The sequence below is a fragment of the Streptomyces sp. NPDC020422 genome (assembly GCF_044386705.1).
Taxonomy (GTDB): domain Bacteria; phylum Actinomycetota; class Actinomycetes; order Streptomycetales; family Streptomycetaceae; genus Streptomyces.
The window spans coordinates 327213-353647 of the sequence record NZ_JBIRVJ010000005.1 but is presented as its reverse complement, the minus strand read 5'-3'; the positions used below and the strand labels follow the sequence as shown (position 1 = coordinate 353647).

Sequence of the window (26435 nt, the reverse complement as noted above, 5' to 3'; positions counted from 1 at the left end):
ACCCGTCCCGCCCTGCGGGACGATTGCCCACACTCCGCGGGGCGGGGCGGAGGCGGCCCGCGCGGGGGCGCGGACACGTACGGGCGCGGTTCACGCGGGGCGGGCCGGGCGCGGGCGGAGGCGGGCCCGATCGATTCGGGCAGGGGATGTCGGGTGCTGGGAGGGTGGGGGTTCCTACGGTGGAGGCACAAGAGGGAAGGACACGCACCCGTGCTGGATCGGCTGAACGAGGCGCTCGCGCACATCGAGGCAGGGCTCGACGGCGAGCCCGACGTCGCCGGGGCGGCCCGGATCGCCATGACGTCGGAGTACCACTTCCGCCGTCTGTTCTCGGCGCTCGCCGGCATGCCGATCTCCGTCTACGTACGGCGCCGGCGGATGACCCTGGCAGGGGCCGAGGTCCTGGACGGAACGCGGACGCTGCTCGACGTCGCCGTGCGGTACGGCTACGGCTCGGGCGAGGCGTTCGCCCGGGCGTTCCGGGCGGTGCACGGCATCGGCCCCGGCGAGGCCCGGCGCACGGGCGCGGCGCTCACTGCGCAGCCGCGCATGTCCTTCCGTGTCGTCGTCGAAGGGAGTACGACCATGCGGTACCGGATCGTGGAGAAGGAGGCGTTTCGGATCGTCGGCAGGAAGGCGCGGGTCCCCCTCGTGCACGAGGGCGTCAACGCGGCGGCCCTGGCGCACGTGGAGAGCCTCGGCGAGCAGGCGATCCTGCGGATGAAGGAGCTCGGCGACGGGGACCCGGCGGGGGTCCTGTCGGCGACGGTGCACCTGTCCGACAGCCGGGAGGAGGGCGCCGAGGTGGACTACTGGATCGGCGTCGCGACCGGCCCCGGGGTGACCGCCGAGGAGCTGGAGGTCCTCGACGTGGCGGCCGGGACCTGGGCGGTCTTCGAGAACCACGGCCCCTATCCGAGCGCCCTGCAGTGGTTGTGGCGGGACGTCTTCACCCAGTGGTTCCCGTCCAACCCGTACGAGAGCCGGCCGGGCCCGGAGCTGCTGAGGACCCGGCCGGTGGAGATCGGCGCGGAGACGGACTCCGAGCTGTGGATCCCGGTGGCGCGGCTCAGTGGGGATGCCCGGAGCGCCGGGGTCTGAACACGGGGACCCGGAGGTCGCCCTCCGGCCGGAAGGCGACCTCCAGGTCCATGCCCACGCGCAGCTCCGCCTGGGGGCAGTCGACGACCTCGGTCATCATCCGGGGGCCCTCCGCGAGGTCCACCACGGCCGCCACGTACGGCACCCGCTCGCCGAAGGGCGGCAGGTCGTTGCGGTGGACGACGGACCAGGTGTAGAGCACCGCGCCGCCGCCGGCCTCGCGCCATTCGACGGCCTCGCTCCAGCAGTGCGGGCAGAACTCGCGCGGGTAGTGGTGGGGGCGGTCGCAGGCGGTGCAGTGGCGCAGCAGGAGGCGGCCTTCGGCGGCGGCGTCCCAGTAGGTGCGGGTGAAGGCGTCGACGTCCGGGAGGCTTGCCGGGGTGCCCGTCATCAGAAGAGTCCGATCGCGTGGTCGAGGGACCAGGTCTGCCAGGAGACGGCGAAGAGGGCGACGAGGGAGATCAGCGCCATCATCGCGTTCTGCCCCTGCTCGGCCCAGTCGTGGATCATCAGGGTCAGGTAGAGGAGGTTGAGCAGCAGGCCCCCCACCAGGGCCACGGGGGTGAGCAGGCCGGTGACCAGGCCGAGGCCGAGGGCGAGTTCGGCGTAGACGACGACGTACGCCATGAGCTTGGGGCGGGGGGCGACGATCGTGTCGAAGCCGTTCTTCACGGCCGCCCACCTGTGCTTGCCGGCCACGTCGGCGGCCCAGGCGATGCCGGTGCCGCGCTCGAACCAGCCCTTCTTGTCCTTGTGGCGCCAGCTCTCCAGCCACCACAGGCCGAGCCCGATGCGGAGGACGGCGAGCCATTCGGCGCCGGTGAGCCAGATCGTCTGCATGTGCCCGTCCGCCCCTCGGGAGATGGGATCTGACGCTTCGTCAGGTAGGCGTCAGTTCAGCGGATGGGCCCGCTTCTCCGCAAGACCTCTGCATGCGTGATCGATTCGCAACCGAACCCCCTCTTGACCGAGACCCATTGCGTGTACGCGTCATTACGCTCAGCAGTCATGACCACCCCCCGAACCCACCCCGTCTACGTCATCGGCGGCGGACCCGGCGGACTCGCCGTCGCCGCCGCCCTGCGCGAGCAGGGCGTGCGGGCCGTCGTCCTGGAGAAGTCCGACGCCGTCGGCACCTCCTGGCGCAACCACTACGACCGGCTGCGGCTGCACACCACCCGCCGGCTCTCCGCACTGCCCGGACTGAAGATGCCCCGCTCCTTCGGACGCTGGGTCGCCCGCGCGGACGTCGTGCGGTACCTGGAGAAGTACGCCGAGGTCCACGACCTGGAGATCGTGACGGGGGTGGAGGTCACCCGCGTCGAGCGCGCGGACGCCGCCGACTCCGCCGGCCCCTCGGACGGCGCCCGCTGGGTGCTGCACGCGACCGGCGGGCGGCGGCTCCTCGGCAGCGCCGTCGTCGTGGCCACCGGCTACAACCACACGCCCCGCATACCGGACTGGACCGGCCTCGACACGTACACCGGCACGGCCGGCCGCGAGCTCGTGCACGCGAGCGCGTACCGCAACCCCAAGCCGTACGAGGGCCGGGACGTCCTCGTCGTCGGCGCGGGCAACACCGGTGCCGAGATCGCGGCGGACCTCGCGGACGGCGGCGCCGCCCGGGTCCGCATCGCGGTGCGCACGCCCCCGTACATCGTCCGCCGCGCCACCCTCGGCTGGCCCAGCCAGCGCAGCGGGATCCTGGTGCGCCGGCTCCCCGTGGGCCTGGTGGACCGACTGACCGGACTGCTCGGCCGCTTCATGTACGCCGACCTCTCGGCGTACGGGCTGCCGCGCCCGACCGGGGGCCTGTACTCCCGGGTCCTGCAGGGCGCGGTCCCGGTGCAGGACGTGGGCCTCGTCGCCGCCGTCCGGGCCGGGAAGGTCGAGCCGGTGGCCGCCGTCGACGCCTTCGACGGCGCCGAGGTCGTGCTCGCCGACGGCTCCCGGATCGCCCCCGACGCGGTCATCGCCGCGACCGGCTACCGGCGCGCCCTGGAGCCCCTGATCGGCCACCTCGGCGTCCTCGACCCCCGCGGCCGCCCGCTGACCCGGGGGGCCCGCTGCCCCGCCCAGGCGCCCGGGCTCTACTTCACGGGCTTCACCAACCCGATCAGCGGGATGTTCCGCGAGTTGGCGCGGGACGCGGAGAGGATCGCCAGGCGGATCGCGCGGGAGGGCTGACGGCGGGGGCCTGGGAGGCCGGGGGCGTCCGGACGACCGCCTGGTCTCCGTGCGGCCCGAACAGGTGCAGGATCTCCACCGCCTCGGAGCCGTCCGCCGGGCCGAACCAGTGCGGCTCCGCCGTGTCGAACTCCGCGACCTCGCCCGGCCGCAGCGTGACCTCGCGGTCGCCGAGGACCAGCCGGAGCTCCCCCGCCAGGACGTACAGCCACTCGTACCCCGTGTGCGTCACCAGCTTCGGCTCGCGGTGGGACAGGACCTGCTTGAAGACCTGGACCCGGCCGGGATACTGCGTCAACGGCACCAGGACGCTGCCGCGCCCCCGGCTGCGGGGCCTGAGGTGCACCCGCGGGTCCCCCGTCGCGGGGGCCGCCACCAGCTGGTCGAGGGCGACCCGGTGGGCGCGGGCGAGCGGGATGAGCAGGTCGAGGGTCGGCCGGCGGACGCCCGACTCCACCCGCGAGAGGGTGCTCACGGAGAGCCCGGTCTCCTGGGCGAGCGCTTCGAGGGTGAGCCCGCGGTCGCGGCGCAGGGCGCGCAGCCGGGGGCCGATGCCGTCGATGATCTCCGCGGTCTCAGGGTCCATGGGGCCATTTTGCGATGTTCGCAAAGTTCCTGGGCGGGGGGCGGGGCCGGCTTCGAGCATGAGCATGTCCACGCTCCCGTACCGAAGGGGTACGACATGACCACGCCGTCGATGGCCACGCCCGACACGCCCGACACGCCCGCCGTTCCCGTCGTGCCCTCCTCGCCCGCCCCGCCCTCCTCGCCCGCCCCGCCCGCCCTCAGCCTCCGCAGACGCCGGACGGTGCTCGCCGTCTGCGCGCTGAGCATGTTCCTGGTCGGCGTGGACACCACCATCGTCAACGTCGGTCTGCCCGAGATCGGCCGCGGGCTCGACATCGGCACCCGCGGCCTCGAATGGGTCGTCGACGCGTACACCGTCGTCCTCGCGAGCCTGCTCGTCGCCTCCGGCGCGCTCGCCGACCGCTTCGGACGGCGCCGGATCTTCCGTACCGGGCTCGTCCTCTTCGGCCTCGCCTCGCTGGCCTGCGCCCTGGCGCCGTCGCTCGGCGCGCTGGTCGCGGCCCGGGCGGTCCAGGGCGTCGGGGCGTCGATGCTCAGCCCGGTGGCCCTGGCGATCGTGGTGAGCGCGACGCCCGACCCGCGCGAGCGGGCCCGGGCCATCGGCGTGTGGGCGGCCGTGTTCGGGCTCAGCATGGCGGCCGGGCCGGTGACCGGCGGCGCGCTGATCGGGGCGTTCGGCTGGCGCTCGGTGTTCTGGATCAACGCCCCCGTCGCCGCCCTCGCCCTCGTCCTGGTCGCCCTGTTCGTCCCGGAGTCCCACGGGCAGCGCGCCCGGCGCCTGGACCTGCCCGGGCAGGTCCTGCTCACGGCGACCCTCGGGCTCACGGTGGGGGTGCTGATCGAGGGCCCGCGCCTCGGCTGGGGCTCGCCCGCCGCACTGACCGGCTACGCCCTGGCCGGGCTCGCCGCGCTCGGCTTCGTCCTCGTCGAACGGCGCCGGCCGGAACCGCTGATGGAGCTCGCGCTCTTCCGCCGCCCGCCCTTCGCGACGGCGGTCCTCGGCGCCACGGCGGTGTTCGTGGCGCTGAACGTGAGCCTGCTGCTCACCACGTTCCACCTCCAGCACACCCGGGGGCTCAGCCCGCTGGCCGCGGGCCTCGCGACCCTGCCGATGGCGCTCGGCGCCACCGTGTGCGCGCCGTGGTCGGGCCGCCTCGTCGGCCGGTACGGGCCCCGTCGGCCGCTGCTCCTCGCGGGCGCGTTCACGGCGGCGGGCGGCCTGTGCCTGGTGGGCCTCGACCAGGACACGGGTCTGCCGCTGCTGCTGACCGCCCACCTCCTGACCGGCACCGGCTTCGGCTTCGCCAACGCGCCCCTCACCCACACGGCGGTCAGCGGCCTGGCGCCGTCCCGGGCGGGCGTGGCCGGGGCGATCACGTCGACGGCCCGGCAGCTCGGCTCGGCGATCGGCATCGCCGTCGCGGGAGCCCTGGTCACGGGCGCCGCCCCGGCGGAACTGCCGGCCGCGTCCCGCGCGGGGTGGTGGCTGGTGACGGGGTGCGGGCTGTTCCTGCTGGCGGCGGGGCGGGTGGCGCGGCCGGCGGCGGGGCGGGGTGCGGAGTGAAGGTCCGCGCGTGAACTCCCCACCTTGAGCCCGGCCCCTGCATCCCCGACCTCGCCCCCCAGCCCGCTGCACCCCCGGGCCTCGCCCCCCAGCCCCCTGCACGCCTGGGCCACGTCCCCCAGCCCCCTGCACCCCCGGCCTCGCCCCCCCAGCCCCTGTACCCCCGGCCTCGCCCCCCCCAGCCCCTGTACCCCCGACCTCGTCCCCGGCCTCGAACTCCCCGCCCGCGGAACGGTCGCGCCTTTCCCTGCACGGCCATTCCTGACTCCCCGTCAGTTCTGTAATCTGACTGAGCGTCAGAGATGGGACCGGCCGGGACGGCCGGAACGGCACACACGGACGAACGGGCGGACCGACGGACGGGCGGAGCTACCACGATGCTTGGATCGACTCACGGCACCTTCACCACAGACCTCCGCGCTCGCGTCGTCGCCTGCGGCGAGCAGCCCACCCGGGTCGCCGTGCACGGCGTCGCCGCGGTCGAGGGCGACACGGACGTCAGCGGGCGCCCGCTGCACGCGCCCGTACCCGAACTCGACCGGTTCTTCCGGCCCGAGGTGGTCGCCGTCGTCGGCGCCTCCGACGCCGAGGGGCGGCCCAATACCGGCATCACCCGCCAGCTCCTCGACTGGGCCGGGCGGGTCGGGGCGCGGGTGGTGCCGGTGCACCCGACCCGTACGTCCGTCTTCGGCATCGACTGCGTGGCCTCGGTGACCGAGCTCGACGACTCCGTCGACCTCGCCGTGCTCCTCGTCGCCGACCCCCTCCCGGTGATCGAGCAACTGGCGGAGGCCAAGGTGAGGTTCGCCGTCGCCTTCGCCTCCGGCTTCGCCGAGACCGGCGAGGAGGGGGCCGCCGCGCAGGAGCGGCTCGCCGCGGCCGTGGGCCGCTCGGGGCTGCGCCTGCTCGGCCCCAACACCAACCTCAACGCCTTCGAGCGCTTCCGCGAGGACCTCGAAGGGCCCGCCGTCGCGCTCATCACCCAGTCCGGGCACCAGGGCCGGCCCGTCTTCACCATGCAGGAGCTCGGCGTCCGCCTCTCCCACTGGGCGCCCACCGGCAACGAGGCCGACCTGGAGACCGCCGACTTCCTCTCGTACTTCGCGCACCGGCCCGAGGTCGGGGCCATCGCCTGTTACGTGGAGGGGCTCAAGGACGGGCGTTCCTTCCTGCTCGCCGCCGACCAGGCCGCGCGGCGCGGGGTGCCGGTCGTCGCCGTGAAGGTGGGACGCACCGAGGCGGGGGCCCGGATGGCCGCCTCGCACACCGGGAAGCTGACCGGGGCGGACCAGGTCGTCGACGCGGCCATGCGCCAGTTCGGGGTGATCCGGGTCGACGGGCTCGACCAGCTGCAGGACACCGCGGCGCTGCTCGCCCGGGCCCGCAGGCCGGTCGCGGACGGGGTCGTCGTCTACTCGATCTCCGGGGGCACGGGCGCGCACTTCTCCGACCTGGCGACGGCGGCCGGGCTCACCCTGCCCACGCTGTCGCGGGCGAAGCAGGACGAGCTGCACCAGTGGATCCCGCCGTACCTGAGCGTGGCCAACCCGGTCGACAACGGCGGGCACCCGGTGGGCGACTGGCGCGGCCGGAAGATCATCGACGCGATCCTCGCCGACCCGGAGGTGGGGGTCCTGATCTGTCCGATCACCGGCCCCTTCCCGCCCATGAGCGACAAGCTCGCGCAGGACCTCGTCGACGCCGCCGAGGAGACGGACAAGCTCATCTGCGTGGTGTGGGGCTCGCCGGTCGGCACCGAGGACGCCTACCGCACGACCCTGCTCGGCTCGTCGCGGGTCGCGACCTTCCGCACCTTCGGGAACTGCATCGGCGCGGTGAAGGCGTATCTCGACCACCACCGCTTCACCACCGGCTACCGCTCGCCCTTCGACGAGGCCCCGCGCACCCCGTCCCCCTCCTTCCGCAAGGCGCAGGCCCTGATGCGGCCCGGCCACCGGCTGAGCGAGCACGCGGCGAAGCAGCTGCTGCGGGCGTACGGGATCCGGGTGCCGCGCGAGCAGCTGGTGACCAGCGCGGCGGCGGCCGTACGGGCGGCGGGGCTGGTCGGCTACCCGGTGGTGATGAAGGCCTCGGGCGCGCAGCTCGCCCACAAGACGGAGCTGGGCCTGGTGAAGGTCGGGCTGACCTCCGCGAGCCAGATCCGCGACACGTACCGCGAGTTGACCGACATCGCGCGCTACGAGGGCATCGACCTGGACGGCATCCTGGTCTGCCAGATGGTCCCGCGCGGGGTGGAGATGGTGGTGGGCGTCACCCGCGACCCGCTCTTCGGGCCGACGGTGACGGTGGGGCTCGGCGGCGTCCTGGTGGAGGTCCTGAACGACGCGGCGGTCCGGGTGCCGCCCTTCGGCGAGCGGGAGGCCCGCGACATGCTCGACGAACTGCGCGGGCGGGCGCTGCTCGACGGGGTGCGGGGGGCGCCGCCGGCGGATGTGGACGCGCTGGTGGAGGTGGTGCTGCGGGTGCAGCGGATGGCGCTGGAACTCGACGGGGAGCTTGCGGAGCTGGACATCAACCCGCTGATGGTGCTGCCCCGGGGGCAGGGGGCGGTGGCGCTGGACGCGCTGGCGGTGTGCCGATGACGAAGGGGTCAGCCATGTCGGACGTCCTGCACGCCGTCGAGAACGGCGTCTCGTGGATCACGCTCAACCGCCCGGAGGCGATGAACGCGGTCACCTGGGACCAGCGGGAGCGGATCATCGCGCTGCTCGCGGACGCGTCCGCCGATCCGGACGTCCGGGCGGTGGTGATCACGGCCACCGGCCGCGGCTTCTGCGCGGGCGCGGACCTGCGGGGCGGCCCGAGCGCGTCCGGGGACCGGGTCCAGGGCCATGTGGCCCGCATGATCCGCCTGGGCGCGCAGCGGTTCGTCGGCGCGGTCATGGACTGCGAGAAGCCGGTGATCGCGGCGGTGAACGGGACGGCGGCCGGGATCGGCGCCCATCTCGCCTTCGCGTGCGACCTGGTGCTGGCGGCGGAGCAGGCGAAGTTCGTGGAGGTGTTCGTCCGGCGCGGCATCGTCCCCGACGGCGGCGGCGCCTACCTGCTGCCCCGCCTGGTGGGCCCGCAGCGGGCGAAGGAGCTGATGTTCTTCGGCGACGCGCTGCCGGCGGCGGAGGCGCGGGCGATGGGCCTGGTGAACCGGGTGGTACCGGCGGAGGACCTGGAGAAGACGGCCCGTGAGTGGGCCGAACGCCTCGCCCAGGGCCCGACCCGCGCCCTGGCTCTCACCAAGCAGCTGGTGAACGCCTCCCTGGACACCGACCGCGCCTCCGCGTTCGCGGCGGAGGCGGCGGCGCAGGAGATCTGTATGACGACGCGGGACGCCCAGGAGGGCGTGGCGGCCTTCGTGGAGCGGCGGACACCGACGTACGGGGGACGGTGACGGCGACGGCGACGGGCCGGGAGCGGCGGAGGAGGCTCGCAAGCCTTCCCATCTGACGCTCCGTCAGCTTCACTGGTCACCATGATGGGACACGCTGGGATGGCGGCCACCGCCGTCCGATACCTGAGGTCGGCCGGTGCGCCCACGGCCGTGGAACCCCTCCCCCGACCCGCCCTGCGCGCCGTGCGCGACGACGAGCGGCTGCCGGTCGACCCCGCCGAGTTCCGGCGCGTGCTGGGCCACTTCGCGAGCGGGGTCACGATCGTGACGGCCCTGGACGAGGACGGCCCCGCGGGCTTCGCCTGCCAGTCCTTCGCGTCGCTCTCCCTCGACCCGCCGCTGATCGCCTTCATGGTCGCCCGCACCTCGACGACCTGGCCCCGGATCGCCCGGACGGGCGCCTTCTGCGTCAACATCCTCGGCGCCGACCAGGGCGAACTGTGCCGCTCCTTCGCGGTGAGCGGCGCCGACAAGTTCGCGGGCGTCCCCTGGACCCCGGCCCCGACCACCGGCTCCCCCCGCCTCCCGGACGCCCCGGCCTGGCTCGACTGCACGATCACGACCGTCCACACGGGCGGCGACCACCTGATCGTGGTCGGCCGCGTGGAGTCCCTCGACGCGACGGACACCACGGCGGACCCGCTGCTGTTCCACCGGGGGCGGTTCGGCCGGTTCAGCGCGTAGCGGGGGCGGGGGATGCCACCCGGGTCCTGCGGATGACCAGGGCCATCAGGGCCGCGGCCGCGCACAGGGCGCCCGAGGCGTACCAGACGATGTCGTAGGAGCCGAAGACGTCGCGGGCGAGGCCGCCGGCGAAGGCGATCAGGGCGGCGCCCACCTGGTGGGAGGCGAGGACCCAGCCGAAGACGATGGCGCTGTCCTCGCCGTAGTGCTCGCGGCACAGGGCGATGGTCGGCGGGACCGTGGCGACCCAGTCGAGGCCGTAGAAGACGATGAAGAAGACCATCGGCGGGTGTACGGCCGGGGCCAGCAGCATCGGGAGGAAGAGCAGCGAGACGCCGCGCAGCGCGTAGTAGACGGCGAGGAGGCGGCGGGCCTCGAAGCGGTCGGTGAACCAGCCCGAGGCGATCGTCCCGACGACGTCGAAGACGCCGATGACCGCGAGCAGCCCGGCCGCGGCCGTCACCGGCATGCCGTGGTCGTGGGCGGCGGGCACGAAGTGGGTCTTGACCAGGCCGTTCGTCGAGGCGCCGCAGATCGCGAAGGTGCCGGCCAGGAGCCAGAACGGGCCGGTGCGGGCCGCCTTGAAGAGGACCGTGACGGCGCGGCGCGCCGCGCCCGCGACGGGGGCGGGCTTCGGCGCGTACGCACCGCCGTACGGCGCCAGGCGCACGTCCGCCGGGTGGTCGCGCAGCAGCAGCCAGACGAACGGCACGACGGCGAGCGCGGCCAGGGCGACCGTGACGGCCGCGGGGCGCCAGCCGTGGTTCTCGACCAGCCAGGACAGCAGCGGCAGGAAGACCAGCTGCCCGGAGGCGCCGGCCGCGGTCAGGATGCCCGTGACCAGGCCGCGCCGCGCCACGAACCAGCGGTTGGTGACCGTCGCCGCGAACGCGAGCGCCATCGAGCCGCTGCCCAGGCCCACGAGGACGCCCCAGAACAGCACCAGCTGCCACGCCGCCGTCATCCAGACGGTCAGGAGGGAGCCGGCCGCGATGACCGTCAGGGCCACCGCCACCACCTTCCTGATGCCGAAGCGGTCCATCAGCGCCGCGGCGAACGGCGCCGTCAGGCCGTACAGCGCGAGGTTCACGGAGACCGCGAAGCCGATGGTGCCGCGCGACCAGTGGAACTCGCCGTGCAGCGGCTCGATCAGCAGACCGGGCAGCGAGGCGAAGGCCGCCGCCCCGATGATCGTGACGAAGGTGACGGCCGCGACGAACCACGCGCGGTGGATGCGGGGGGTGCGGGGGGCGGGGAGGGGGCGGTCGGGGCTGTCGGGGGCCGTGGGGGACGCGGCAGGGTTGGTTGTCTGGGTCACGTCATACAGAATCCGGCCGCCGCGACCCGGCCACCATTGGCCCGAAGGCCGAGTTTGCAACGGATCGGGCCAACCGCCCCTCGCCGCGCCTAGGCCCGGCCCAGCGTCCTGATCGGCCGCACCACCAGCAGCGCCGCCACCACGAGCACCGCGATCCCCGCCCCGGCCAGCAGGACCTCCTCCGTGCCGGCCACCGCCGCCACCGGGCCCGACAACGTCCGGCCCACGCCCATCATCAGCAGCGATCCGGCCACGTCGTACGCGTGCATCCGGTTCAGCGCGTCCTGCGGGACATGCGTCTGGACCGACGTCGACCACATCACCAGCCAGAAGGCGAAGGCCGCGCCGCCGACGAACTGCCCCGCGTACAGCAGCGGCACCACCGCGTCCGTGCCGAGCAGCACCAGGTTCACCGGCAGGCCGAGCAGGGCGACCGCCCCGGCCGCCAGCGGGCGGACCGGGCGCAGCCGGAGCGCCAGGAGGCCGCCGACGGCGCTGCCCGCTCCGTTGACCGCCATCAGCACGCCGTACGTGGCCGAGCCGTGCTGCTCCGTCACCAGGCTCGCGGTGAGCGGCACCATCGGTCCCGCGACCGTCAGCCCGTACACCGTCCAGATGGCGATGACCCCCCACAGCCAGCTCCGGGAGCGGAACTCGCGCCAGCCCAGGGCCAGTTCGAAGACCATCGAGCCGCGCTCGACGGTGTCGGAGGGGACCGGGACGATCCGCATCAGGGTGAAGCAGAGGGCGCTGACGGCGAAGGCCGCGGCGTTGACGGCGAAGGCCGCGCCCGCGTTCCACAGGGCGACCAGCAGGCCGGCGGCGGCCGGTCCCGCCATGGTCATGAGGGCCTCGACGACCCGGAGCACCGCGTTGGCCCGCTGCACGTCGGGGGCGATGCGGGGGATCGTGGACGCGACGCCCGGCTGGAAGAGCGCGGCGCCGACGCCGCTGACGGCGGACAGCACGTACACCGCCCACAGCGGCGGGCCGCCGAGCGCGAAGGCGACCGCGAGGAGCCCGGCGCCCGGCAGTCGGAGCAGGTCGGCGAGGATCATCATGCGCCGCGCGGTGAAGCGGTCGGCGAGGACGCCCCCGAAGAGCACGAAGACGGCGAACGCGGCCGTCCACAGGCCGAGCGCGTAGCCGACGGTGGCGCCGGAGTGGCCGGCGCCGATGAGTCCGGCGGCGAAGGCGACCGGGACCATGCCCTCGCCGAAGACGGCGACCGCGCGGGCGACGAAGAAGAGCCGGAAGTTACGGTTCCAGAGTGCGGGCGGCCCGCCCGGGGCGGGAATCCGCTCGGCGGCCTCAGACTTGTACGTGTTGTCCGTCACGAGCACACAGACGTACCAGCGACTGGTCTGGACCACCACTGTATTTCGGAGGGTGAGAAGGGTTGAACATCATGCGTCCGCACCGGGTCGCCGTCCTCGCCCTGCCCGGGCTGCTCCCGTTCGAACTGGGCATCCCGCACCGCATATTCGGCCGCGCGAAGGACCCCGACGGGCGGCCGCTGTACGAGATCGTCACCTGCGCGCCGGCCGCGGGGCCGGTTCCGACGGACGCCGACTTCGCCATCCACGTCGAGCACGGACCCGAGGCCCTCGGCACCGCCGACACGGTCGTCGTGCCCGCCTCGTACGAGCTGGGTCCGGTGTACGAGGAGGGGCGGCTCACCCCGGAGCTGGCGGCCGCGCTCGCGCACATCCGGCCCGGGACGCGGCTGGTCTCCATCTGCACCGGCGGCTACGTCCTGGCCGCCGCCGGGCTCCTCGACGGACGGCCCGCCACCACCCACTGGGCCTCCGCCGAACACTTCCAGCGGTTGTTCCCGCGGGTGCGGGTCGACGCGGACGTGCTCTTCGTCGACGACGGCGACGTGCTGACCTCGGCGGGGGTCGCCGCCGGGATCGACCTGTGCCTGCACATCGTGCGGCGGGACCACGGGACGGGCGTCGCCAACGACGTGGCGCGGCGCACGGTCGTGCCGCCGCACCGGGACGGGGGCCAGGCGCAGTACATCGCGCGCCCGCTCCCCGAACCGGGCACCTCGACGACGACCACGGCCCGTGCGTGGGCCCTGGCGCACCTCCACGAGCCGATCCAGTTGCGGGATCTCGCGGCACGGGAGTCGATGAGCGTACGGACCTTCACGCGGCGCTTCCGGGAGGAGGTGGGGGTCAGTCCGGGGCAGTGGCTCACCCAGCAGCGGATCGAGCGCGCCCGCCACCTCCTGGAGTCCACGGACCTGCCGGTCGACCAGATCGCCCACGACTCGGGCTTCGGCACGGCGCAGTCCCTGCGGGTGCACCTCCAGACGGCGATCGGCGTCACCCCGACGACCTACCGCCGAACCTTCCGCCCCACAACCCCAACCCCCTGACCCCGGGCCTCCGCCCCGTCCGCGGAGTGCGCGCCGCCGCGCCGTCCGGTCCGCCTCCGCCCCGCGGAGTGTGGGCAATCGTCCCGCAGGGCGGGACGGGTGGGCACACGGGACGGCGCCCTTAGCGGCGCCTCCGCTCCCCGTGCCTGAAGCCCCGCCCCGACTGCGCCGCACCTGTGGTGCGGGTTCAGGCGCGGAAGCCTAGGCCCGGCAAGGGGCGCCGTCCGTTGTGCCCACCCGTTCCGCCCCAGCGGAACGAATGCCCACAACGGCGTGGGCAGGGGGCCACAATTCGCGGGCGTGAGCGCCCAGGACGGTGGGGCGTTGGGGCGGGAGGGGTCAGAACGTCAGTACCCCCCGCGCCACCTTCCCGCCCTCCATGTCCTCCACCGCCCTCCCGAACTCCTCCACCGGATACGTCCTCGTCACCAGCTCGTCGAGCAGGAGCCGGCCCGTGCGGTACAGGTCCGCGTACAGCGCGATGTCCTTCTGGGGGCGGGAGGAGCCGTAGCGGCAGCCCAGGATCGACTTGTCGAGGAACATCGCGGCGGGCAGGAAGCTCGCCTCGGCCTTCGGGGCGGTCATGCCGAGCAGGATCGCCTGGCCGTGCCGGTCGAGCAGGTCGACCGCGGTGCGGACGAGCCCGGTGTGGCCCACGCACTCGAAGACGTGGTCCGCGCCGGTGGGGAGGATCTCCCGTACCGACTCGACCGAGGCCGAGGTGAGGAAGTGGGTCGCGCCGAACGCCCGCGCCATCGCCTCCTTCGCCGGATTCGTGTCCACCGCCACGATCGTCGACGCCCCCGCGATCCGGGCGCCCTGGAGGACGTTGAGGCCGATCCCGCCGGTGCCGATGACGACGACGGTCTCGCCGCGGTCGACCCTGGCCCGGTTGAGGACGGCCCCGACGCCGGTGAGGACCCCGCAGCCCATGAGTGCGGCGGAGGTCAGCGGGATGTCGGCGGGGATCTTCACGGCCTGGACGGCCTTGACGACGGTCCGCTCCGCGAAGGACGAGTTCGACGCGAACTGGAACAGCGGCTGCCCACCCCGGGAGAAGGGCTGCCCGGGCATGCCGATCGCCTTGCGGCACATCGTCGGGCGCCCGCGGTCGCAGTCCGCGCAGGCCCCGCAGTTGGCGAGGGTGGACAGGGCCACGTGGTCGCCCGGGACGACATGGGTGACACCGGGGCCCACCGCCTCCACGACGCCGGCGCCCTCGTGGCCGAGGACGACGGGCGGCGGAAAGGGGATCGTGCCGTCGACGACCGAGAGGTCGCTGTGGCACAGTCCGGCCGCGGCGATGGCGACGAGCACCTCTCCGGGGCCGGCCGCGCGGACCTCCAGGTCGTCGACGACCCGGACCTGCTTCCCGTCGAAGACGACGCCTCTCATGGTCAGCCCTCCTTGCGGGAGTTGGGCCGGTCCCCGGCGGCAGCGGCCCGAGCCATCTCCTCCAGCTGCTGGAGCATCGGCATCGGGTCCACCCCGACCGTGCCGGGGAGGAAGTCGGCGATCCGCTCCGGGGTCCAGGCGCCGCCCTCCGCGTAACCGGCCCGCAGCTCCCGGGGCTGGGCCCAGACGGCGATCTTGGGTCCGGCGATCGTGTACACCTGGCCGGTGATCTTCTCGGCCCTGGCCCGGTCGGAGAGCAGATAGACCACGAGCGCGGCCACGTCCTCCGGCTCGCCGATCTCCTTGAGCTCCATCGGCACGTTGGCCGACATCCGGGTGCGGGCGACCGGGGCTACGGCGTTCGCCGTGACGCCGTACTTGTGCAGGCCGAGGGCCGCCGAGCGGACGAGGGAGATGATGCCGCCCTTGGCCGCCGCGTAGTTGGCCTGTGCGACCGAGCCCTGGTGGTTGCCGCTGGTGAAGCCGATGAGGGTGCCCGCGCCCTGGCGGCGCATGACGGCGGAGGCGGCCCGGAAGACGGTGAAGGTGCCCTTGAGGTGGGTGGCGACGACGGGGTCCCACTCCTCCTCGGACATGTTGAAGAGCATCCGCTCGCGCAGGATGCCGGCCACGCACACCACGCCGTCGATCCGCCCGTACTCGGCGAGCGCCACGTCGACGATCCGCTGTCCGCCCGCCATCGTCGAGATGTCGTCGGCGACGGCGACGGCGGCCCCGCCGGCCGCCTCGATCTCCTTGACGACGGACTCGGCGATCTCGCTGGTGGGCTCGCCGCCCTCGATGGAGACCCCGTAGTCGTTGACGACGACCTTCGCGCCCTCCGCCGCGCAGGCGAGGGCGACCGCGCGGCCGATCCCCCGCCCGGCGCCCGTCACGGCGACGACCTTTCCTGCCAAGAAGTTCCCCATGCCCGGCCCCTTCCCGCATTTTCTGACGGTCCGTTAGATTCGTTCGTCGGCAGGATTCTACGGCCCGTCAGATACCGGAAAACAAGACCCCGGAGGCCCGATGTCTTCCCCCAGCGCACTCCCGCCCGCATTCCACGAGCTGTCCAAACGCGTCAACAACTGGGGCCGTTGGGGCCGGGACGACGAGATCGGCACGCTGAACCTGATCACCGACGAGGTCGTCCGCGAGGCCGCCGCCACCGTCCGCACCGGCCGCCGCGTCCCGCTCGCCGTCGCCCTCGAACAGGACGGCGTGCAGACCGGCATGATCCCCGGCCGGGTCAACCCGCTGCACGTCATGGTCCAGGTCAACCAGGAGCTCTTCGGCCCCGGCACCGTCGCCACCAGCGACGACGCCGTGACCCTCGGACTCCAGGCGGGCACCCACTGGGACGCGCTCACCCACGTCTCGCACTCGGGGCGGATCTACAACGGACGCCCCGCCGACACCATCACCCCGCACGGCCGCTCGCAGTTCAGCGGCATCCACACCGCCCGCCACCTGGTGAGCCGCGGGGTGCTGCTCGACGTGGCCGCCGCCAAGGGCGTCGACCGGCTGCCCGGGGACCACGCCGTCACCCCCGAAGACCTCGACGAGGCGGCGGATTTCGGCGGGGTCACCGTACGCTCCGGCGACATCGTGCTCGTACGGACCGGGCAGATCCAGGCCTATCTGGCCGGGGACAAGCACGGGTACGCGTTCCCCTCCCCCGGCCTGTCCGTCCGCACCCCCGAGTGGTTCCACGCCCGGGACGTGGCCGCGGTCGCCAACGACACGCTCACCTTCGAGATCTTCCCGCCGGAGATCGAGAACCTGTGGCTGCCCGTGCACGCCCTCGACCTGGTCGAGATGGGGATGCTCCAGGGGCAGAACTGGAATCTGGAGGAGTTGTCCACAGCCTGTGCAGAAGCGCGCCGCTACGCCTTCCTGCTCTCCGCGATGCCCGAGCCCTTCGTCGGCGGGACGGGCACGCCGGTGGCACCGGTGGCCGTTCTCTGACCAGGGCACGGAGGAAGACCCCGGGTGGCGGCGCGCTCGCGCGCGCCCCGAGCACGGCACGGCCGCCGCCACCCGTCACGACCCGCGCTCGCCGAGGGGCACGCCCCTCGGCTCCCCTCGCCGTACGAATCGCTCACCCAAGAGTGATCAATTCACCATGAACCGTCAACAGTGCACCCGGGAGGGTGAGACCTGCGCGGCCGGCCCGACGCCGGGTGCCCGGTCCACCTCGCACCAGATGCTCTTGCCGGCGCCCTCGCGCTGCCAGCCCCACCGGTCGGCCAGGCCGTCCACCAGCTCCAGGCCGCGCCCGTTGGTGTCGTCGCCCTCCGCGTGCCGCGGCGCCGGCGGGCGGTCGCTCGTGTCGGCGACCTCGACCCGCACCCCGCCCCCGCCGAACAGCATCCGCAGCACGGCCGGGCAGCCCGTGTGGACCACCGCGTTGGTCACGAGCTCGGAGATGAGCAGCACCAGCGTGTCCGCCAGCGGCTCGTCGTCCCCTATCCCGGACCCGGCCAGCCGCGAGCGCGCCCATCGCCGGGCCCGCCCCACCTCGGCCGGATCCGGTCCGACCTCCAACTGAACCTGAAGCACCTGCACCGTTCACACCATCCGAACCGGCGTCCTCGACGACCTAACGGAACGTGATTCCCTTGTGGGACAGCATGGTTGACGTACAGTCACCGCAACAAGCGCTTCGGGCATATTCCAGCGCGAAGGAGTACGCATGGTCCATACTGTGCGACGCACGTCGCTGGGAGTCGAACAGAGGCGCGCACAAGGCCGCCGGGGGGCGCGAGCGGCGGGCATTCCCGACCACGGAGCCGCCGCGGGGGCGGCACCGGCGCGATCCGGGTCCACATGCACTCGCATCCCACGGAGCGTACCGGAGCCGGAGGCCGACTCCGGCCCGTGACGACCCCGCCGAAGGACACAACACGGTATCGACGCTCCGTGACGCCCCGGCTACCCACCGCCCATGCCCTGCCGCCATCCGCCAAGCCCCCGTGCCAGGCCCCGCTGTCCGCTCCCCGTCCGCCCCCTGCCCGCTCCCTGTCCGCCCTCCGCCCCCCTCCCTGCTCACAGCGCGGCCGCCACCGCCTCCTCCGCCGCCGCGCCCGACAGTCCCCGCTCGGCCCGCACCCAGGCCCGCTTGAGGTGCAGGTGCACATCGGCCTCCCAGGTGAAGCCCATGCCGCCGTGCACCTGGAGGCAGTCCCGGGCGCCGCGCACCGCCGCCTCGTCGGCGAGCAGCCTGGCCCCGGCGATCTCGACGGGGTCACCGGTGACGGCCGCCGCGTACACGGCCGCCCGCGCCAGCTCGGTCCGCACGAGCATCCCGGCGCACAGGTGCTTGACCGCCTGGAACCCGCCGATCGCCTGACCGAACTGGGTCCGGTCCTTGGCGTACGCGACGGCCATGTCCGTGGTCGCGGCGGCGCTGCCGAGCTGCTCGGCGGCGGTGAGCAGATCCGCCACGGACGCCTCCCGCGCGGTCGGCGCCGGCACCGCCGCGCCCGCAGCCGACGCCACCCTGTGCAGCGGGGTCAGCGGGTCCACGGACCGCACGGGCACGGCCCCACCGGCCTCGCCGAGCACCACGTCCGCCGCGTCGAGCCACTCGACGAGCGCGCCGTCGACGGCGGTGACCACCACCGATCCGTCCGCCGCCCCCGGCACCTCCCCGGCCGCCAGGTGGGTCGCGATCAGCGGCCCCGGCAGCAGCGCCCGTCCCGCCTCCTCGAAGAGCAGCACGGCCTCGGGGAGCCCGAGGCCGACGCCGCCGGCCTCCTCGGGCAGCCGCAGGGCGAAGAAGCCCGCCGCGCCGAGCTCCCGCCACAGCGCGCGGTCGAGCGCCCCGCCCGCGTCGACCGCGGCCCGCAGCGCCTCGCGGTCGAAGCGCCGGGCGAGCAGCTCCCGCACGCCGGCCCGCAGCGCCTTCTGGTCCTCGGTGAGCCGGAAGTCCATGGCTGGGTCACCGTCCCTTCGGCAGGCCGAGGATGCGCTCGGCGACGATGTTCCGCTGGATCTGCGAGGTGCCCGCGGCGATGGTGTACGACAGCGAGGACAGCCGGTCCGTGTTCCACTCCCGCGCGAGGTCCAGCGCGTCCGGGCCGAGCACGTCCGCCGCCAGGTCGTACAGCTCCTGCCGGGCGTGCGAGTACCGGAGCTTGAACACCGAGCCGCCGACCCCCGGCACCCCGCCGGTCGCCTGCGCCTCGCTGACGTTCCACTGGGTGAGCCGCCACAGCGCCCCGAACTCGGCGGCCAGCCTGCCGAGCCGGCGCCGGACCACCGGGTCGTCCCAGGAGCCGTTCTCCCGGGCCGTGCGGGCCAGTTCGCCGAGGGTGCGGCGGCAGGCGACGACCTCGCCGACGAAGGCGGTGCCGCGTTCGAAGGAGAGGGTCACCATGGTGACCCGCCAGCCGTCGTTCTCCGCGCCGACCCGGTTGGCGACCGGCACCCGCACCTCGTCGAGGAACATCTCCGCGAACTCGGTCGAGCCGGCCAGCGTCCGCAGCGGCCGTACGGTGATGCCGGGGGCGTCCATGGGCAGGGCGAGCCAGGTGATGCCCCGGTGCTTCGGCGCGTCCGGGTCGGTGCGGACCAGGAGTTCGCACCAGTCGGCGACCTCGGCGTGCGAGGTCCAGATCTTCGATCCCGTCACGACGTACGCGTCGCCGTCCCGGACCGCCCGGGTCCGCAGGGACGCCAGGTCGGATCCGGCGTCCGGCTCGCTGAAGCCCTGGCACCACACCTCGTCGCCGCGGAGCACGCCGGGCAGCCAGCGCGCCCGCTGCTCCGCGGTGCCCTCGGCGGCGATGGTCGGCCCGGCGTGCAGGAGTCCGACGAAGTTGGCGCCGACGTACGGGGCTCCGGCGCGCTCGGTCTCCTCCAGGAAGATCAGGCGCTGGGTGGGGGACGCGTCCCAGTGCACGTCCGCGTAGCCGGCGTCGTACAGCAGCCGCTGCCAGCCGGTGTCGTAGGCGCGCCGCCCGGGCCAGTCGAGCGGGTCGGGCCGGGGCGGCAGCTTGGGCAGGACGGTGCCGAGCCAGTCCCGCAGCCGGGCCCGGAACTCCTCCTCCTCGGCCGTGTACGCGAGGTCCATCAGACCCGGCCCCGGTCGAGGTCGAGGCCCAGCATGCGGATGGCGTTGCCGCGCATCAGCTTGTAGACGGTCTCGTCGTCGAGGCCCTTCACATGGTCGAGGGCGACCTCCTTGGTGTGCGGGAAGGTCGAGTCGACGTGCGGGTAGTCGGTCTCGAAGGTGGCGTTGTCGCGGCCGACGACGTCGAGCGAGGCGATGCCGTGCTTGTCGCGGAAGAAGCAGCAGAAGATCTGCCGGTAGTAGTACGAGGACGGGGGCTCGGGGATCAGGTCGCGCACCCCGCCCCAGGCGCGGTGTTCCTCCCACACGTCGTCGGCGCGCTCCAGGGCGTACGGGATCCAGCCCATCTGGCCCTCGCTGTAGGCCAGCTTCAGGCGGGGGAACCTCACCAGTACGCCGCTGAAGAGGAAGTCCATCATCGACGCCATGGCGTTGTTGAAGGAGAGCGAGGCCTGGACGGCGGGCGGGGCGTCCGGGGAGGCGGCCGGCATCTGGCTGCTGGAGCCGATGTGCATGTTCACCACCGTCCCGGTCTCCTGGCAGACGGCGAAGAAGGGGTCCCAGTAGCCGGAGTGGATGGACGGCAGTCCGAGGTGGGTGGGGATCTCGGAGAAGGTGACGGCCCTGACGCCGCGGGCCGCGTTGCGCCGGATCTCCGCGACGGCGAGGTCGATGTCCCAGAGCGGGATGATGCACAGCGGGATGAGCCGGCCGCCGCTGTCGCCGCACCACTCCTCGACCATCCAGTCGTTGTAGGCGCGGACGCAGGCGAGGGCGACCTCCTTGTCGTGCGCCTCGGCGAAGGTCTGCCCGCAGAAGCGGGGGAAGGTGGGGAAGCACAGGGAGGCCTCGACGTGGTTGAGGTCCATGTCCCGCAGCCGCTCCGCCGGGTCCCAGCAGCCGCGGCGCATCTCCGCGCGGGTGATGCCCTCCAGGGTCATGTCGTCGCGGTCGAAGCCGACGGCGGCGATGTTGCGCTTGTACGGGAACTTGAGGTCCTCGTAGATCCACCAGTCGGTGGGCGGCCCGTCGGGGTCCATCGTGATCTGGTACTTCCCGCCGACGTACGCGAGCTCCCCGATGCCGGCGGTCAGGGGCTTGGGCCCCCGGTCCCGGTACTTGGCCGGCAGCCAGGTCTCGAAGAGGTGCGCGGGCTCGATCACGTGGTCGTCGACGCTGATGATGCGGGGCAGTTCCGTCATGGAGCCCTCTCCCATTTCTGATGACCCGTCAGATCCGATGGAGTCAGGCTAGCCCCGCACCCCTGGACCGACAAGCGCCGGACCTCTACGCTCACCGCCATATCTGACGGAACGTCAGTCGCGAGGAGTACGGGATGAACGAGACCGCACACGCCCTGGGCGAGTCCCGCACGCTCTGGGAGCTCGTCGAACGCCGGGCCGCCCTCACCCCCGACCGGCCCGTACTGCTCCAGGGCGACCGGGTCCTCACCTTCGGCGAGCTGCGCGACCGGGCCGAGCGCTGCGCCGCGGGGCTGTACGCCAGGGGCGTGCGCCCCGGCACGGTCGTCGCCTGGCAGCTGCCCACCCGGATCGAGACGGCGGTGCTCACCTTCGCGCTCGCCCGCGTCGGCGCCGTACAGAGCCCGGTCATCCCGTTCTACCGGGACAAGGAGGTCGGCTTCGCGCTGCGCGAGTCCGGCGCCGAGTTCTTCGCCGTGCCCGGGGTCTGGCGCGGCTTCGACCACACCGCCATGGCCCGCCGGCTCGGCGCGCGCGGGATCTTCGAGGCGTACGAGCCGGAGGACCTGCCCGACGGGGACCCGGCGCTGCTGCCGCCACCGCCCGCGTCCGGCACCGAGGTCCGCTGGATCTACTGGACCTCGGGCACCACCTCCGACCCCAAGGGCGTCCTGCACACCGACCGTTCGCTCATCGCGGGCGGCTCCTGCCTCGCCCACGCCCTCCACCTGAGCGACGCCGACGTCGGCTCGATGGCCTTCCCGTACGCGCACATCGCCGGGCCCGACTACACGGTGATGCTGCTGCTGTACGGATTCCCCGCCGTGATGTTCGAGCAGTTCGCCCTGCCGGACGCGCTGGAGGAGTACCGCAAGCACGGCGTCACGGTGGCGGGCGGGTCCACCGCCTTCTACGCGATGTTCCTCGCCGAACAGCGGAAACAGCCCGGCGAGCCGGTCATCCCCACCCTGCGGCTCCTCGCGGGCGGCGGCGCCCCGAAGCCGCCGGAGATCTACCACGCGGTCGTCCGGGAGATGGGCGTCCAGCTCACCCACGGCTACGGCATGACCGAAGTCCCCATGATCACCATGGGCGACCCGGGCGACACCGCCGAGAACCTGGCCACCACCGAGGGCCGCCCACCCGCCGGCATGGAGATACGGATCACCGCCGACGGCGAGGTCCGGCTGCGCGGCGAGGCCGTCTGCCGCGGCTATCTGGACCCCGCGCAGACCGCCGCCGCCTTCGACGAGGACGGCTTCCTGATCACCGGCGACGTGGGACACCTCACGGACAGCGGCCACCTGGTCCTCACCGGGCGGATCAAGGACATCATCATCCGCAAGGGCGAGAACATCTCGGCCAAGGAGATAGAGGACCTCCTGCACGAACACCCCGGTGTCGGCGACGCGGCCGTCATCGGCCTGCCCGACGCCGAGCGCGGCGAGCGCGTGTGCGCCGTCGTCGAACAGCCCGAGGGCGCCGAACCGCTGACCCTGGAGACCGTCACGGCCTTCCTGCGGGAGGCGGGCCTGTCGGTCTTCAAGCTGCCGGAGCAACTGGAGCTGGTCGACGCGCTGCCGAGGAACGACACCCTGCGCAAGGTGCTCAAGTACAAGCTCCGGGAGCGCTTCGCGTAATTCCGTGCCGGAATCGGACGGTCCTGTTAGCGTGGAGGAGGACCGGCGCCTCGGACGCCGGCGGATCGAGGAGCGGCAGCAGACATGGCGGGCGACGACGACATCTCCGGGTGATTCCCGGTGGTGAGCGGCCACCGGCAGGCGCGTAGGAGCGTCGCCGGGGTGGCCCTCTCAGTCGTCCCCTCTTTCCCGTCTCCCCTGTTGCCGCCCGGGCAGTGATCTCCGCCTGCCCTCCTTCTCGTACGAGGTCGCCTCCATGTCCATGCCCTCCGCTGCCGTCGTCTGCTCCCACCTGTCCTTCTCCTGGCCGGACGACACCCCCGTCTTCGAGGACCTGTCCTTCACCGTCGGCCCGGGCCGTACGGGCCTGGTGGCGCCCAACGGCGCCGGCAAGTCCACGCTGCTGCGGCTCGTCGCCGGCGTGCTGCGCCCCCGCGCCGGTGCCGTGTCGGTGGACGGCACCCTCGGCTACCTCCCGCAGAGCCTGCCGCTGGGCGACGGCACCTCCGGCGGCCTCACGGTCGCCGAGGTGCTCGGCGTCGCCGACGTGATCCGCGCCCTCGACGCCGTCGAGTCGGGCGACGTCGCCGAGGAGCACTTCACGACCATCGGCGACGACTGGGACATCGAGGAGCGCACCCGCGCCCAGCTCGACCGCCTCGGCCTCGGCGACCTCACCCTCGACCGCCGGCTGGGCACGCTCAGCGGCGGGCAGATCGTCTCCCTCGGGCTCGCCGGGCAGCTCCTGAAGCGCCCCGACGTGCTCCTGCTCGACGAGCCCACCAACAACCTCGACCTGGACGCCCGCCAGGCGCTGTACTCCGCCCTGGACGACTTCACCGGCTGTCTCCTCCTGGTCAGCCACGACCGCGCCCTGCTCGACCGCATGGAGCGCATCGCCGAGCTCGACCGCGGCGAACTGCGCTTCTACGGAGGCGACTTCACCGCGTACGAACAAGCCGTACGGGCCGAGCGCGAGGTCGCCGAGAAGAACGTGCGCAGCGCCGAGCAGGAGCTGAAGCGCGAGAAGCGGGAGATGCAGCAGGCCAGGGAGCGCGCGGAGCGCCGGCAGAGCAACGCCGCCCGCAACCTCAAGAACGCCGGCCTGCCGCGGATCGTCGCCGGCGGCCTGAAGCGCTCCGCGCAGGAGTCGGCCGGCCGGGCCGGGCAGACCCACGCCACCCGCGTCGGCGACGCCCAGGCCCGCCTCGACGAGGCCGGACGCGCGGTCCGCGACGAGCAGCGCCTCACGCTCGACCTGCCCGACACCGACGTGCCCGCCGGGCGCACCCTCTTCCTCGGCGAGGGGCTGCGGATCCGGCTCGGCGACCGGCCCCTGTTCGCGGAGCCGGGCGTCGACCTGACCGTCCGCGGCCCCGAACGCATCGCGCTGACCGGCCCGAACGGCGCGGGCAAGAGCACCCTGCTGCGCCTCCTCAACGGCGACCTCGTCCCCGACGGCGGCGAACTCCGGCGCGCCGAGGGGCGGATCGCCCACCTCTCCCAGCGCCTCGACCTGCTGGACCTGGAGCGCACGGTCGCCGAGAACTTCGCCGACTTCGCGCCCCGGCGCCCGGAGGCCGAGCGGATGAACCTGCTCGCCCGCTTCCTCTTCCGCGGCGCGGGCGCCCACCTGCCGGTGGGCGCCCTGTCCGGCGGCGAGCGCCTGCGGGCCACCCTGGCCTGCGTCCTGTACGCGGACCCGGCCCCGCACCTGCTGCTCCTGGACGAGCCGACGAACAACCTCGACCTCGTCAGCACGGGCCAGCTGGAGAGCGCCCTGAACGCCTACCGGGGGGCCTTCGTCGTCATCAGCCACGACGAGCGCTTCCTCCGCGAGATCGGCGTGGAGCGCCGGCTGCGGCTCGCGGACGGGAGGCTGACGGAGACGGGGGCGCCGCTGGGGTGAGGCGGGCCCCGGACCACGCCCAAGGCTCCCTCCGGATTCCTCGGAATTCGCCGAACTCCTCCCGTACCGCGCTCCTTTCGGCAGGATGTCCTGCACCGTGAAGCACGTGCTGTGGAGGGTCGATGACGACCGAGGACCTGGCCTTACCCCGCTCCGGGACGGCCGGCCGCGCGCCGCGCGGCCGGGCCCCCGCGGCAGCCGTCCCGCGCCAGCCCGCCCGCGCCGCCGACGCCTCCCGCACGGCGTCGCCGCTCGTCTACCGCTCCGTCCTGGACGTCCCCGGCGTCCCGGGCGGCACCGGCATCATCCCGGAGGTCCGCCGGGTCACCGCCTGCTGGCTCGCGGACAAGAAGAGGTTCGACCAGGCGCCGCTGGAGACCGGCACCCACCGCCTCGACGAGCGCACCGTCCTCATGTCGCAGGCCCTCTACCACCCGAACGGGACCGAGCACGCGCTGCGGATCCAGCTGCGGGAGGACAACGAGGAGGCGACCTGGCGGGTGACCGTGACCGCCGTGACGCCCGCCGGGGCCGAACCCCAGTCCGCCGCGGTGACGCTGGAGTGCTTCGACAACGGGGTCACGGCCCTCAACCCCGGCCGGCCCGCGCTCGTCGAGCAGCTCGTCGACGCGCTCCGCCCGCGCGACGGCCGCGCCCGGCTCACCGTGCACGCCCAGGCCGTCTCCGCCGCGGGCGTCGACGAGCTCGTCCACGTGCTGTGCGACCCCGACCGGCGGCTGCCCGCCGTCGTCGCGGCCCGCCCCCTGCACGCCGACGACACCTGGTCGCGCCGGCTCCGGCAGCTGATGCCGAAGTGCTCGGGCGACGCCTCCCTCTACCTGCTGTGCGACGCGGACGCCGTCGGCGCCTTCCGCGAGGCCGTCGGGGAGCACCACCGGATCGCCCCCGGAGCCGTACGCACCTATCTGCCCGAGGTCGACCCCGCCTGGAGCGCCGACGCGCCCCGGCACCGCCTGCTCAGCGGCACGCGCATCAGCGACCCCCGGGACCAGGCCTTCCGGCTGGTCTCCCGCGGGGTGCACCGGCACGCCCTCGAACGGCAGGCGCCCGCGCGGCTGCGCACCCTCGTCTTCCCCGACGAGCACCAGCGCAAGCAGGACGAGCGGCGGGCCGCCCAGGACGCGGCCCGTGCCCATGTCCAGGCCCCGCACGTCGCCCTGGACGAACTCGCCTCCCTCAAGGAGGAGAACGCGATCCTGACCCAGCTGCTCGCGGAAGGCGACCAGGACCTGTCCGAGGCCGCCCGGCGCGAGTTGCTCGCCGAGCGCACGATCCAGGCGCTGCAGCAGCAGCTCCACCAGGTCACCGCGCGCTACCAGCAGGAGATGGAGGACCACCTCCTGGCCCTGGAGGACGTGGAGCGCGCCCAGAGCGAGACGCGGCTGCTGAGGCAGCGGCTGCACGCGCAGGGGCGCCACGAGGACACCGTGATCCTCGAACCGGCCGCCGCCCAGCCGAGCTCCTTCGAGGAGCTGTGGGAACGGCTGGGCGAGCTCGACCACGTGCTGGTGACGGCCGAGCGCTCACTCGCGATCGGCCTCGACGACCAGGTCCTCGCCCGCACCTGGGCGGCGAAGGCCTGGCAGGCGCTGCGGTCCCTCGACTCGTACGCGGCGGCGCAGAAGGAAGGCCTGTTCAGCGGCGGCTACTTCCAGTTCTGCAAGGACGTGCCGGTGGCGGGCGCCCGGATCTTCCCCGTGAAGCAGATCGCGATGGGCGAGACGGAGGCCACCCGGACCACCTGGGGCGACGAGCGAATCTTCCCGGTGCCCGCGGAGCTGGCGCCCGGCGGCCGGATGCAGATGCTGGCGCACCTCAAGCTCGGCTCGAAGGGCTCCATCTCGCCGCGCGTCTACTTCCACGACGACAGCCGGGGCGGCACCGGCCGGGTGATCGTCGGCTACATCGGCCCGCACCTGACGAACCGCAAGACCAGCTGAGCGGGTGCGGGCCCGGC

At 73.6% G+C, this 26435-nt stretch carries 22 protein-coding genes; 11 read left to right on the top strand and 11 right to left on the bottom strand.

What is annotated here, in order from left to right; all coding sequences use genetic code 11:
• Positions 1-210: 210 nt before the first annotated feature.
• Positions 211-1101: a GyrI-like domain-containing protein gene (locus tag ACH414_RS15625; protein ID WP_382532764.1), complete on the top strand. Its 891-nt coding sequence runs from the start codon at positions 211-213 to the stop codon at positions 1099-1101.
• Here ACH414_RS15625 and ACH414_RS15620 read toward each other — a convergent pair.
• Complete coding sequence (locus ACH414_RS15620; protein ID WP_382532765.1) at positions 1070-1492, bottom strand: Zn-ribbon domain-containing OB-fold protein; 423 nt, start codon at positions 1490-1492, stop codon at positions 1070-1072. The genes ACH414_RS15625 and ACH414_RS15620 overlap by 32 nt on opposite strands.
• On the bottom strand, positions 1492-1941 hold the full coding sequence (locus ACH414_RS15615) for a DoxX family protein (protein WP_382532767.1): 450 nt from the start codon (positions 1939-1941) through the stop codon (positions 1492-1494). The genes ACH414_RS15620 and ACH414_RS15615 overlap by 1 nt, the downstream gene beginning before the upstream one ends.
• Before the next feature lie 168 nt (positions 1942-2109).
• Between ACH414_RS15615 and ACH414_RS15610 the strand changes: the two genes are divergently transcribed.
• Positions 2110-3288, top strand: coding sequence for a flavin-containing monooxygenase (locus ACH414_RS15610; RefSeq protein WP_382532769.1), 1179 nt, complete (start codon positions 2110-2112; stop codon positions 3286-3288).
• Here ACH414_RS15610 and ACH414_RS15605 read toward each other — a convergent pair.
• Entirely contained in the window at positions 3218-3874 is a 657-nt protein-coding gene (locus tag ACH414_RS15605; protein ID WP_382532770.1) for a helix-turn-helix domain-containing protein, read from the bottom strand. The genes ACH414_RS15610 and ACH414_RS15605 overlap by 71 nt on opposite strands.
• A 96-nt stretch (positions 3875-3970) precedes the next feature.
• Between ACH414_RS15605 and ACH414_RS15600 the strand changes: the two genes are divergently transcribed.
• From ACH414_RS15600 to ACH414_RS15585, 4 genes are all read left to right on the top strand, one after another.
• A complete protein-coding gene (locus tag ACH414_RS15600; protein WP_398942123.1) occupies positions 3971-5440 on the top strand; it encodes an MFS transporter in 1470 nt (489 codons plus the stop codon).
• Positions 5441-5817: 377 nt separating this feature from the next.
• Positions 5818-8043, top strand: a complete 2226-nt coding sequence (locus ACH414_RS15595; protein ID WP_391769295.1) for an acetate--CoA ligase family protein — start codon at positions 5818-5820, stop codon at positions 8041-8043.
• A 14-nt stretch (positions 8044-8057) separates the two neighbouring features.
• Positions 8058-8846 carry an enoyl-CoA hydratase/isomerase family protein gene (locus ACH414_RS15590; protein WP_398942122.1) on the top strand — a complete coding sequence of 263 codons (789 nt, stop codon included), beginning with the start codon at positions 8058-8060 and terminating at the stop codon, positions 8844-8846.
• A 99-nt stretch (positions 8847-8945) separates the two neighbouring features.
• Positions 8946-9530: a flavin reductase family protein gene (locus ACH414_RS15585; protein WP_398942258.1), complete on the top strand. Its 585-nt coding sequence runs from the start codon at positions 8946-8948 to the stop codon at positions 9528-9530.
• Here the strand turns inward: ACH414_RS15585 and ACH414_RS15580 are convergent.
• Entirely contained in the window at positions 9520-10848 is a 1329-nt protein-coding gene (locus ACH414_RS15580) for an MFS transporter (protein ID WP_398942120.1), read from the bottom strand. The two genes, ACH414_RS15585 and ACH414_RS15580, sit on opposite strands and share 11 nt — an antisense overlap.
• A gap of 89 nt (positions 10849-10937) precedes the next feature.
• Complete coding sequence (locus ACH414_RS15575) at positions 10938-12191, bottom strand: MFS transporter (RefSeq protein ID WP_398942256.1); 1254 nt, start codon at positions 12189-12191, stop codon at positions 10938-10940.
• Between the two features lie 65 nt (positions 12192-12256).
• Between ACH414_RS15575 and ACH414_RS15570 the strand changes: the two genes are divergently transcribed.
• Complete coding sequence (locus ACH414_RS15570) at positions 12257-13234, top strand: GlxA family transcriptional regulator (protein WP_382532779.1); 978 nt, start codon at positions 12257-12259, stop codon at positions 13232-13234.
• Between the two features lie 339 nt (positions 13235-13573).
• On the opposite strand, the gene ACH414_RS15565 is transcribed toward ACH414_RS15570, so the two are convergent.
• Together ACH414_RS15565 and ACH414_RS15560 are read right to left on the bottom strand one after the other, a co-directional pair.
• Entirely contained in the window at positions 13574-14629 is a 1056-nt protein-coding gene (locus ACH414_RS15565) for a Zn-dependent alcohol dehydrogenase (protein WP_382532781.1), read from the bottom strand.
• A 2-nt stretch (positions 14630-14631) separates the two neighbouring features.
• Entirely contained in the window at positions 14632-15558 is a 927-nt protein-coding gene (locus tag ACH414_RS15560) for an SDR family oxidoreductase (RefSeq protein ID WP_398942118.1), read from the bottom strand.
• Between the two features lie 100 nt (positions 15559-15658).
• Here ACH414_RS15560 and ACH414_RS15555 point away from each other — a divergent pair, with 100 nt between their 5' ends.
• Positions 15659-16597 (top strand): cyclase family protein, encoded by a 939-nt coding sequence (locus tag ACH414_RS15555; protein ID WP_382532785.1) that lies wholly within the window; start codon positions 15659-15661, stop codon positions 16595-16597.
• A 165-nt stretch (positions 16598-16762) separates the two neighbouring features.
• Here the strand turns inward: ACH414_RS15555 and ACH414_RS15550 are convergent, their stop codons facing one another.
• The 4 genes from ACH414_RS15550 to ACH414_RS15535 form a co-directional block, all read right to left on the bottom strand.
• On the bottom strand, positions 16763-17197 hold the full coding sequence (locus tag ACH414_RS15550) for an ATP-binding protein (protein ID WP_382532787.1): 435 nt from the start codon (positions 17195-17197) through the stop codon (positions 16763-16765).
• Positions 17198-17677: 480 nt separating this feature from the next.
• A complete protein-coding gene (locus ACH414_RS15545) occupies positions 17678-18565 on the bottom strand; it encodes an acyl-CoA dehydrogenase family protein (RefSeq protein WP_386565398.1) in 888 nt (295 codons plus the stop codon).
• Between the two features lie 7 nt (positions 18566-18572).
• Positions 18573-19706 (bottom strand): acyl-CoA dehydrogenase family protein, encoded by a 1134-nt coding sequence (locus ACH414_RS15540; protein ID WP_382532791.1) that lies wholly within the window; start codon positions 19704-19706, stop codon positions 18573-18575.
• A complete protein-coding gene (locus ACH414_RS15535; RefSeq protein ID WP_382532793.1) occupies positions 19706-20908 on the bottom strand; it encodes an amidohydrolase family protein in 1203 nt (400 codons plus the stop codon). Before ACH414_RS15535 ends, ACH414_RS15540 begins: the two co-directional genes overlap by 1 nt.
• 134 nt (positions 20909-21042) lie before the next feature.
• Between ACH414_RS15535 and ACH414_RS15530 the strand changes: the two genes are divergently transcribed.
• From ACH414_RS15530 to ACH414_RS15520, 3 genes are all read left to right on the top strand, one after another.
• Complete coding sequence (locus tag ACH414_RS15530) at positions 21043-22548, top strand: class I adenylate-forming enzyme family protein (RefSeq protein WP_382532795.1); 1506 nt, start codon at positions 21043-21045, stop codon at positions 22546-22548.
• Positions 22549-22810: 262 nt separating this feature from the next.
• Positions 22811-24457 (top strand): ABC-F family ATP-binding cassette domain-containing protein, encoded by a 1647-nt coding sequence (locus ACH414_RS15525; RefSeq protein ID WP_398942254.1) that lies wholly within the window; start codon positions 22811-22813, stop codon positions 24455-24457.
• Positions 24458-24579: 122 nt separating this feature from the next.
• Complete coding sequence (locus ACH414_RS15520) at positions 24580-26418, top strand: hypothetical protein (protein ID WP_391769301.1); 1839 nt, start codon at positions 24580-24582, stop codon at positions 26416-26418.
• Positions 26419-26435: the final 17 nt, after the last annotated feature.

Bases quoted from the DNA above. Each gene is read 5' to 3' on its own strand.
- ACH414_RS15620 (WP_382532765.1), bottom strand. From the start codon at position 1,492: ATGACGGGCACCCCGGCAAGCCTCCCGGACGTCGACGCCTTCACCCGC.
- ACH414_RS15615 (WP_382532767.1), bottom strand. From the start codon at position 1,941: ATGCAGACGATCTGGCTCACCGGCGCCGAATGGCTCGCCGTCCTCCGC.
- ACH414_RS15610 (WP_382532769.1), top strand. From the start codon at position 2,110: ATGACCACCCCCCGAACCCACCCCGTCTACGTCATCGGCGGCGGACCC.
- ACH414_RS15605 (WP_382532770.1), bottom strand. From the start codon at position 3,874: ATGGACCCTGAGACCGCGGAGATCATCGACGGCATCGGCCCCCGGCTG.
- ACH414_RS15600 (WP_398942123.1), top strand. From the start codon at position 3,971: ATGACCACGCCGTCGATGGCCACGCCCGACACGCCCGACACGCCCGCC.
- ACH414_RS15595 (WP_391769295.1), top strand. From the start codon at position 5,818: ATGCTTGGATCGACTCACGGCACCTTCACCACAGACCTCCGCGCTCGC.
- ACH414_RS15590 (WP_398942122.1), top strand. From the start codon at position 8,058: ATGTCGGACGTCCTGCACGCCGTCGAGAACGGCGTCTCGTGGATCACG.
- ACH414_RS15585 (WP_398942258.1), top strand. From the start codon at position 8,946: ATGGCGGCCACCGCCGTCCGATACCTGAGGTCGGCCGGTGCGCCCACG.
- ACH414_RS15570 (WP_382532779.1), top strand. From the start codon at position 12,257: ATGCGTCCGCACCGGGTCGCCGTCCTCGCCCTGCCCGGGCTGCTCCCG.
- ACH414_RS15565 (WP_382532781.1), bottom strand. From the start codon at position 14,629: ATGAGAGGCGTCGTCTTCGACGGGAAGCAGGTCCGGGTCGTCGACGAC.
- ACH414_RS15560 (WP_398942118.1), bottom strand. From the start codon at position 15,558: ATGGGGAACTTCTTGGCAGGAAAGGTCGTCGCCGTGACGGGCGCCGGG.
- ACH414_RS15555 (WP_382532785.1), top strand. From the start codon at position 15,659: ATGTCTTCCCCCAGCGCACTCCCGCCCGCATTCCACGAGCTGTCCAAA.
- ACH414_RS15545 (WP_386565398.1), bottom strand. From the start codon at position 18,565: ATGGACTTCCGGCTCACCGAGGACCAGAAGGCGCTGCGGGCCGGCGTG.
- ACH414_RS15540 (WP_382532791.1), bottom strand. From the start codon at position 19,706: ATGGACCTCGCGTACACGGCCGAGGAGGAGGAGTTCCGGGCCCGGCTG.
- ACH414_RS15535 (WP_382532793.1), bottom strand. From the start codon at position 20,908: ATGACGGAACTGCCCCGCATCATCAGCGTCGACGACCACGTGATCGAG.
- ACH414_RS15530 (WP_382532795.1), top strand. From the start codon at position 21,043: ATGAACGAGACCGCACACGCCCTGGGCGAGTCCCGCACGCTCTGGGAG.
- ACH414_RS15525 (WP_398942254.1), top strand. From the start codon at position 22,811: ATGCCCTCCGCTGCCGTCGTCTGCTCCCACCTGTCCTTCTCCTGGCCG.
- ACH414_RS15520 (WP_391769301.1), top strand. From the start codon at position 24,580: ATGACGACCGAGGACCTGGCCTTACCCCGCTCCGGGACGGCCGGCCGC.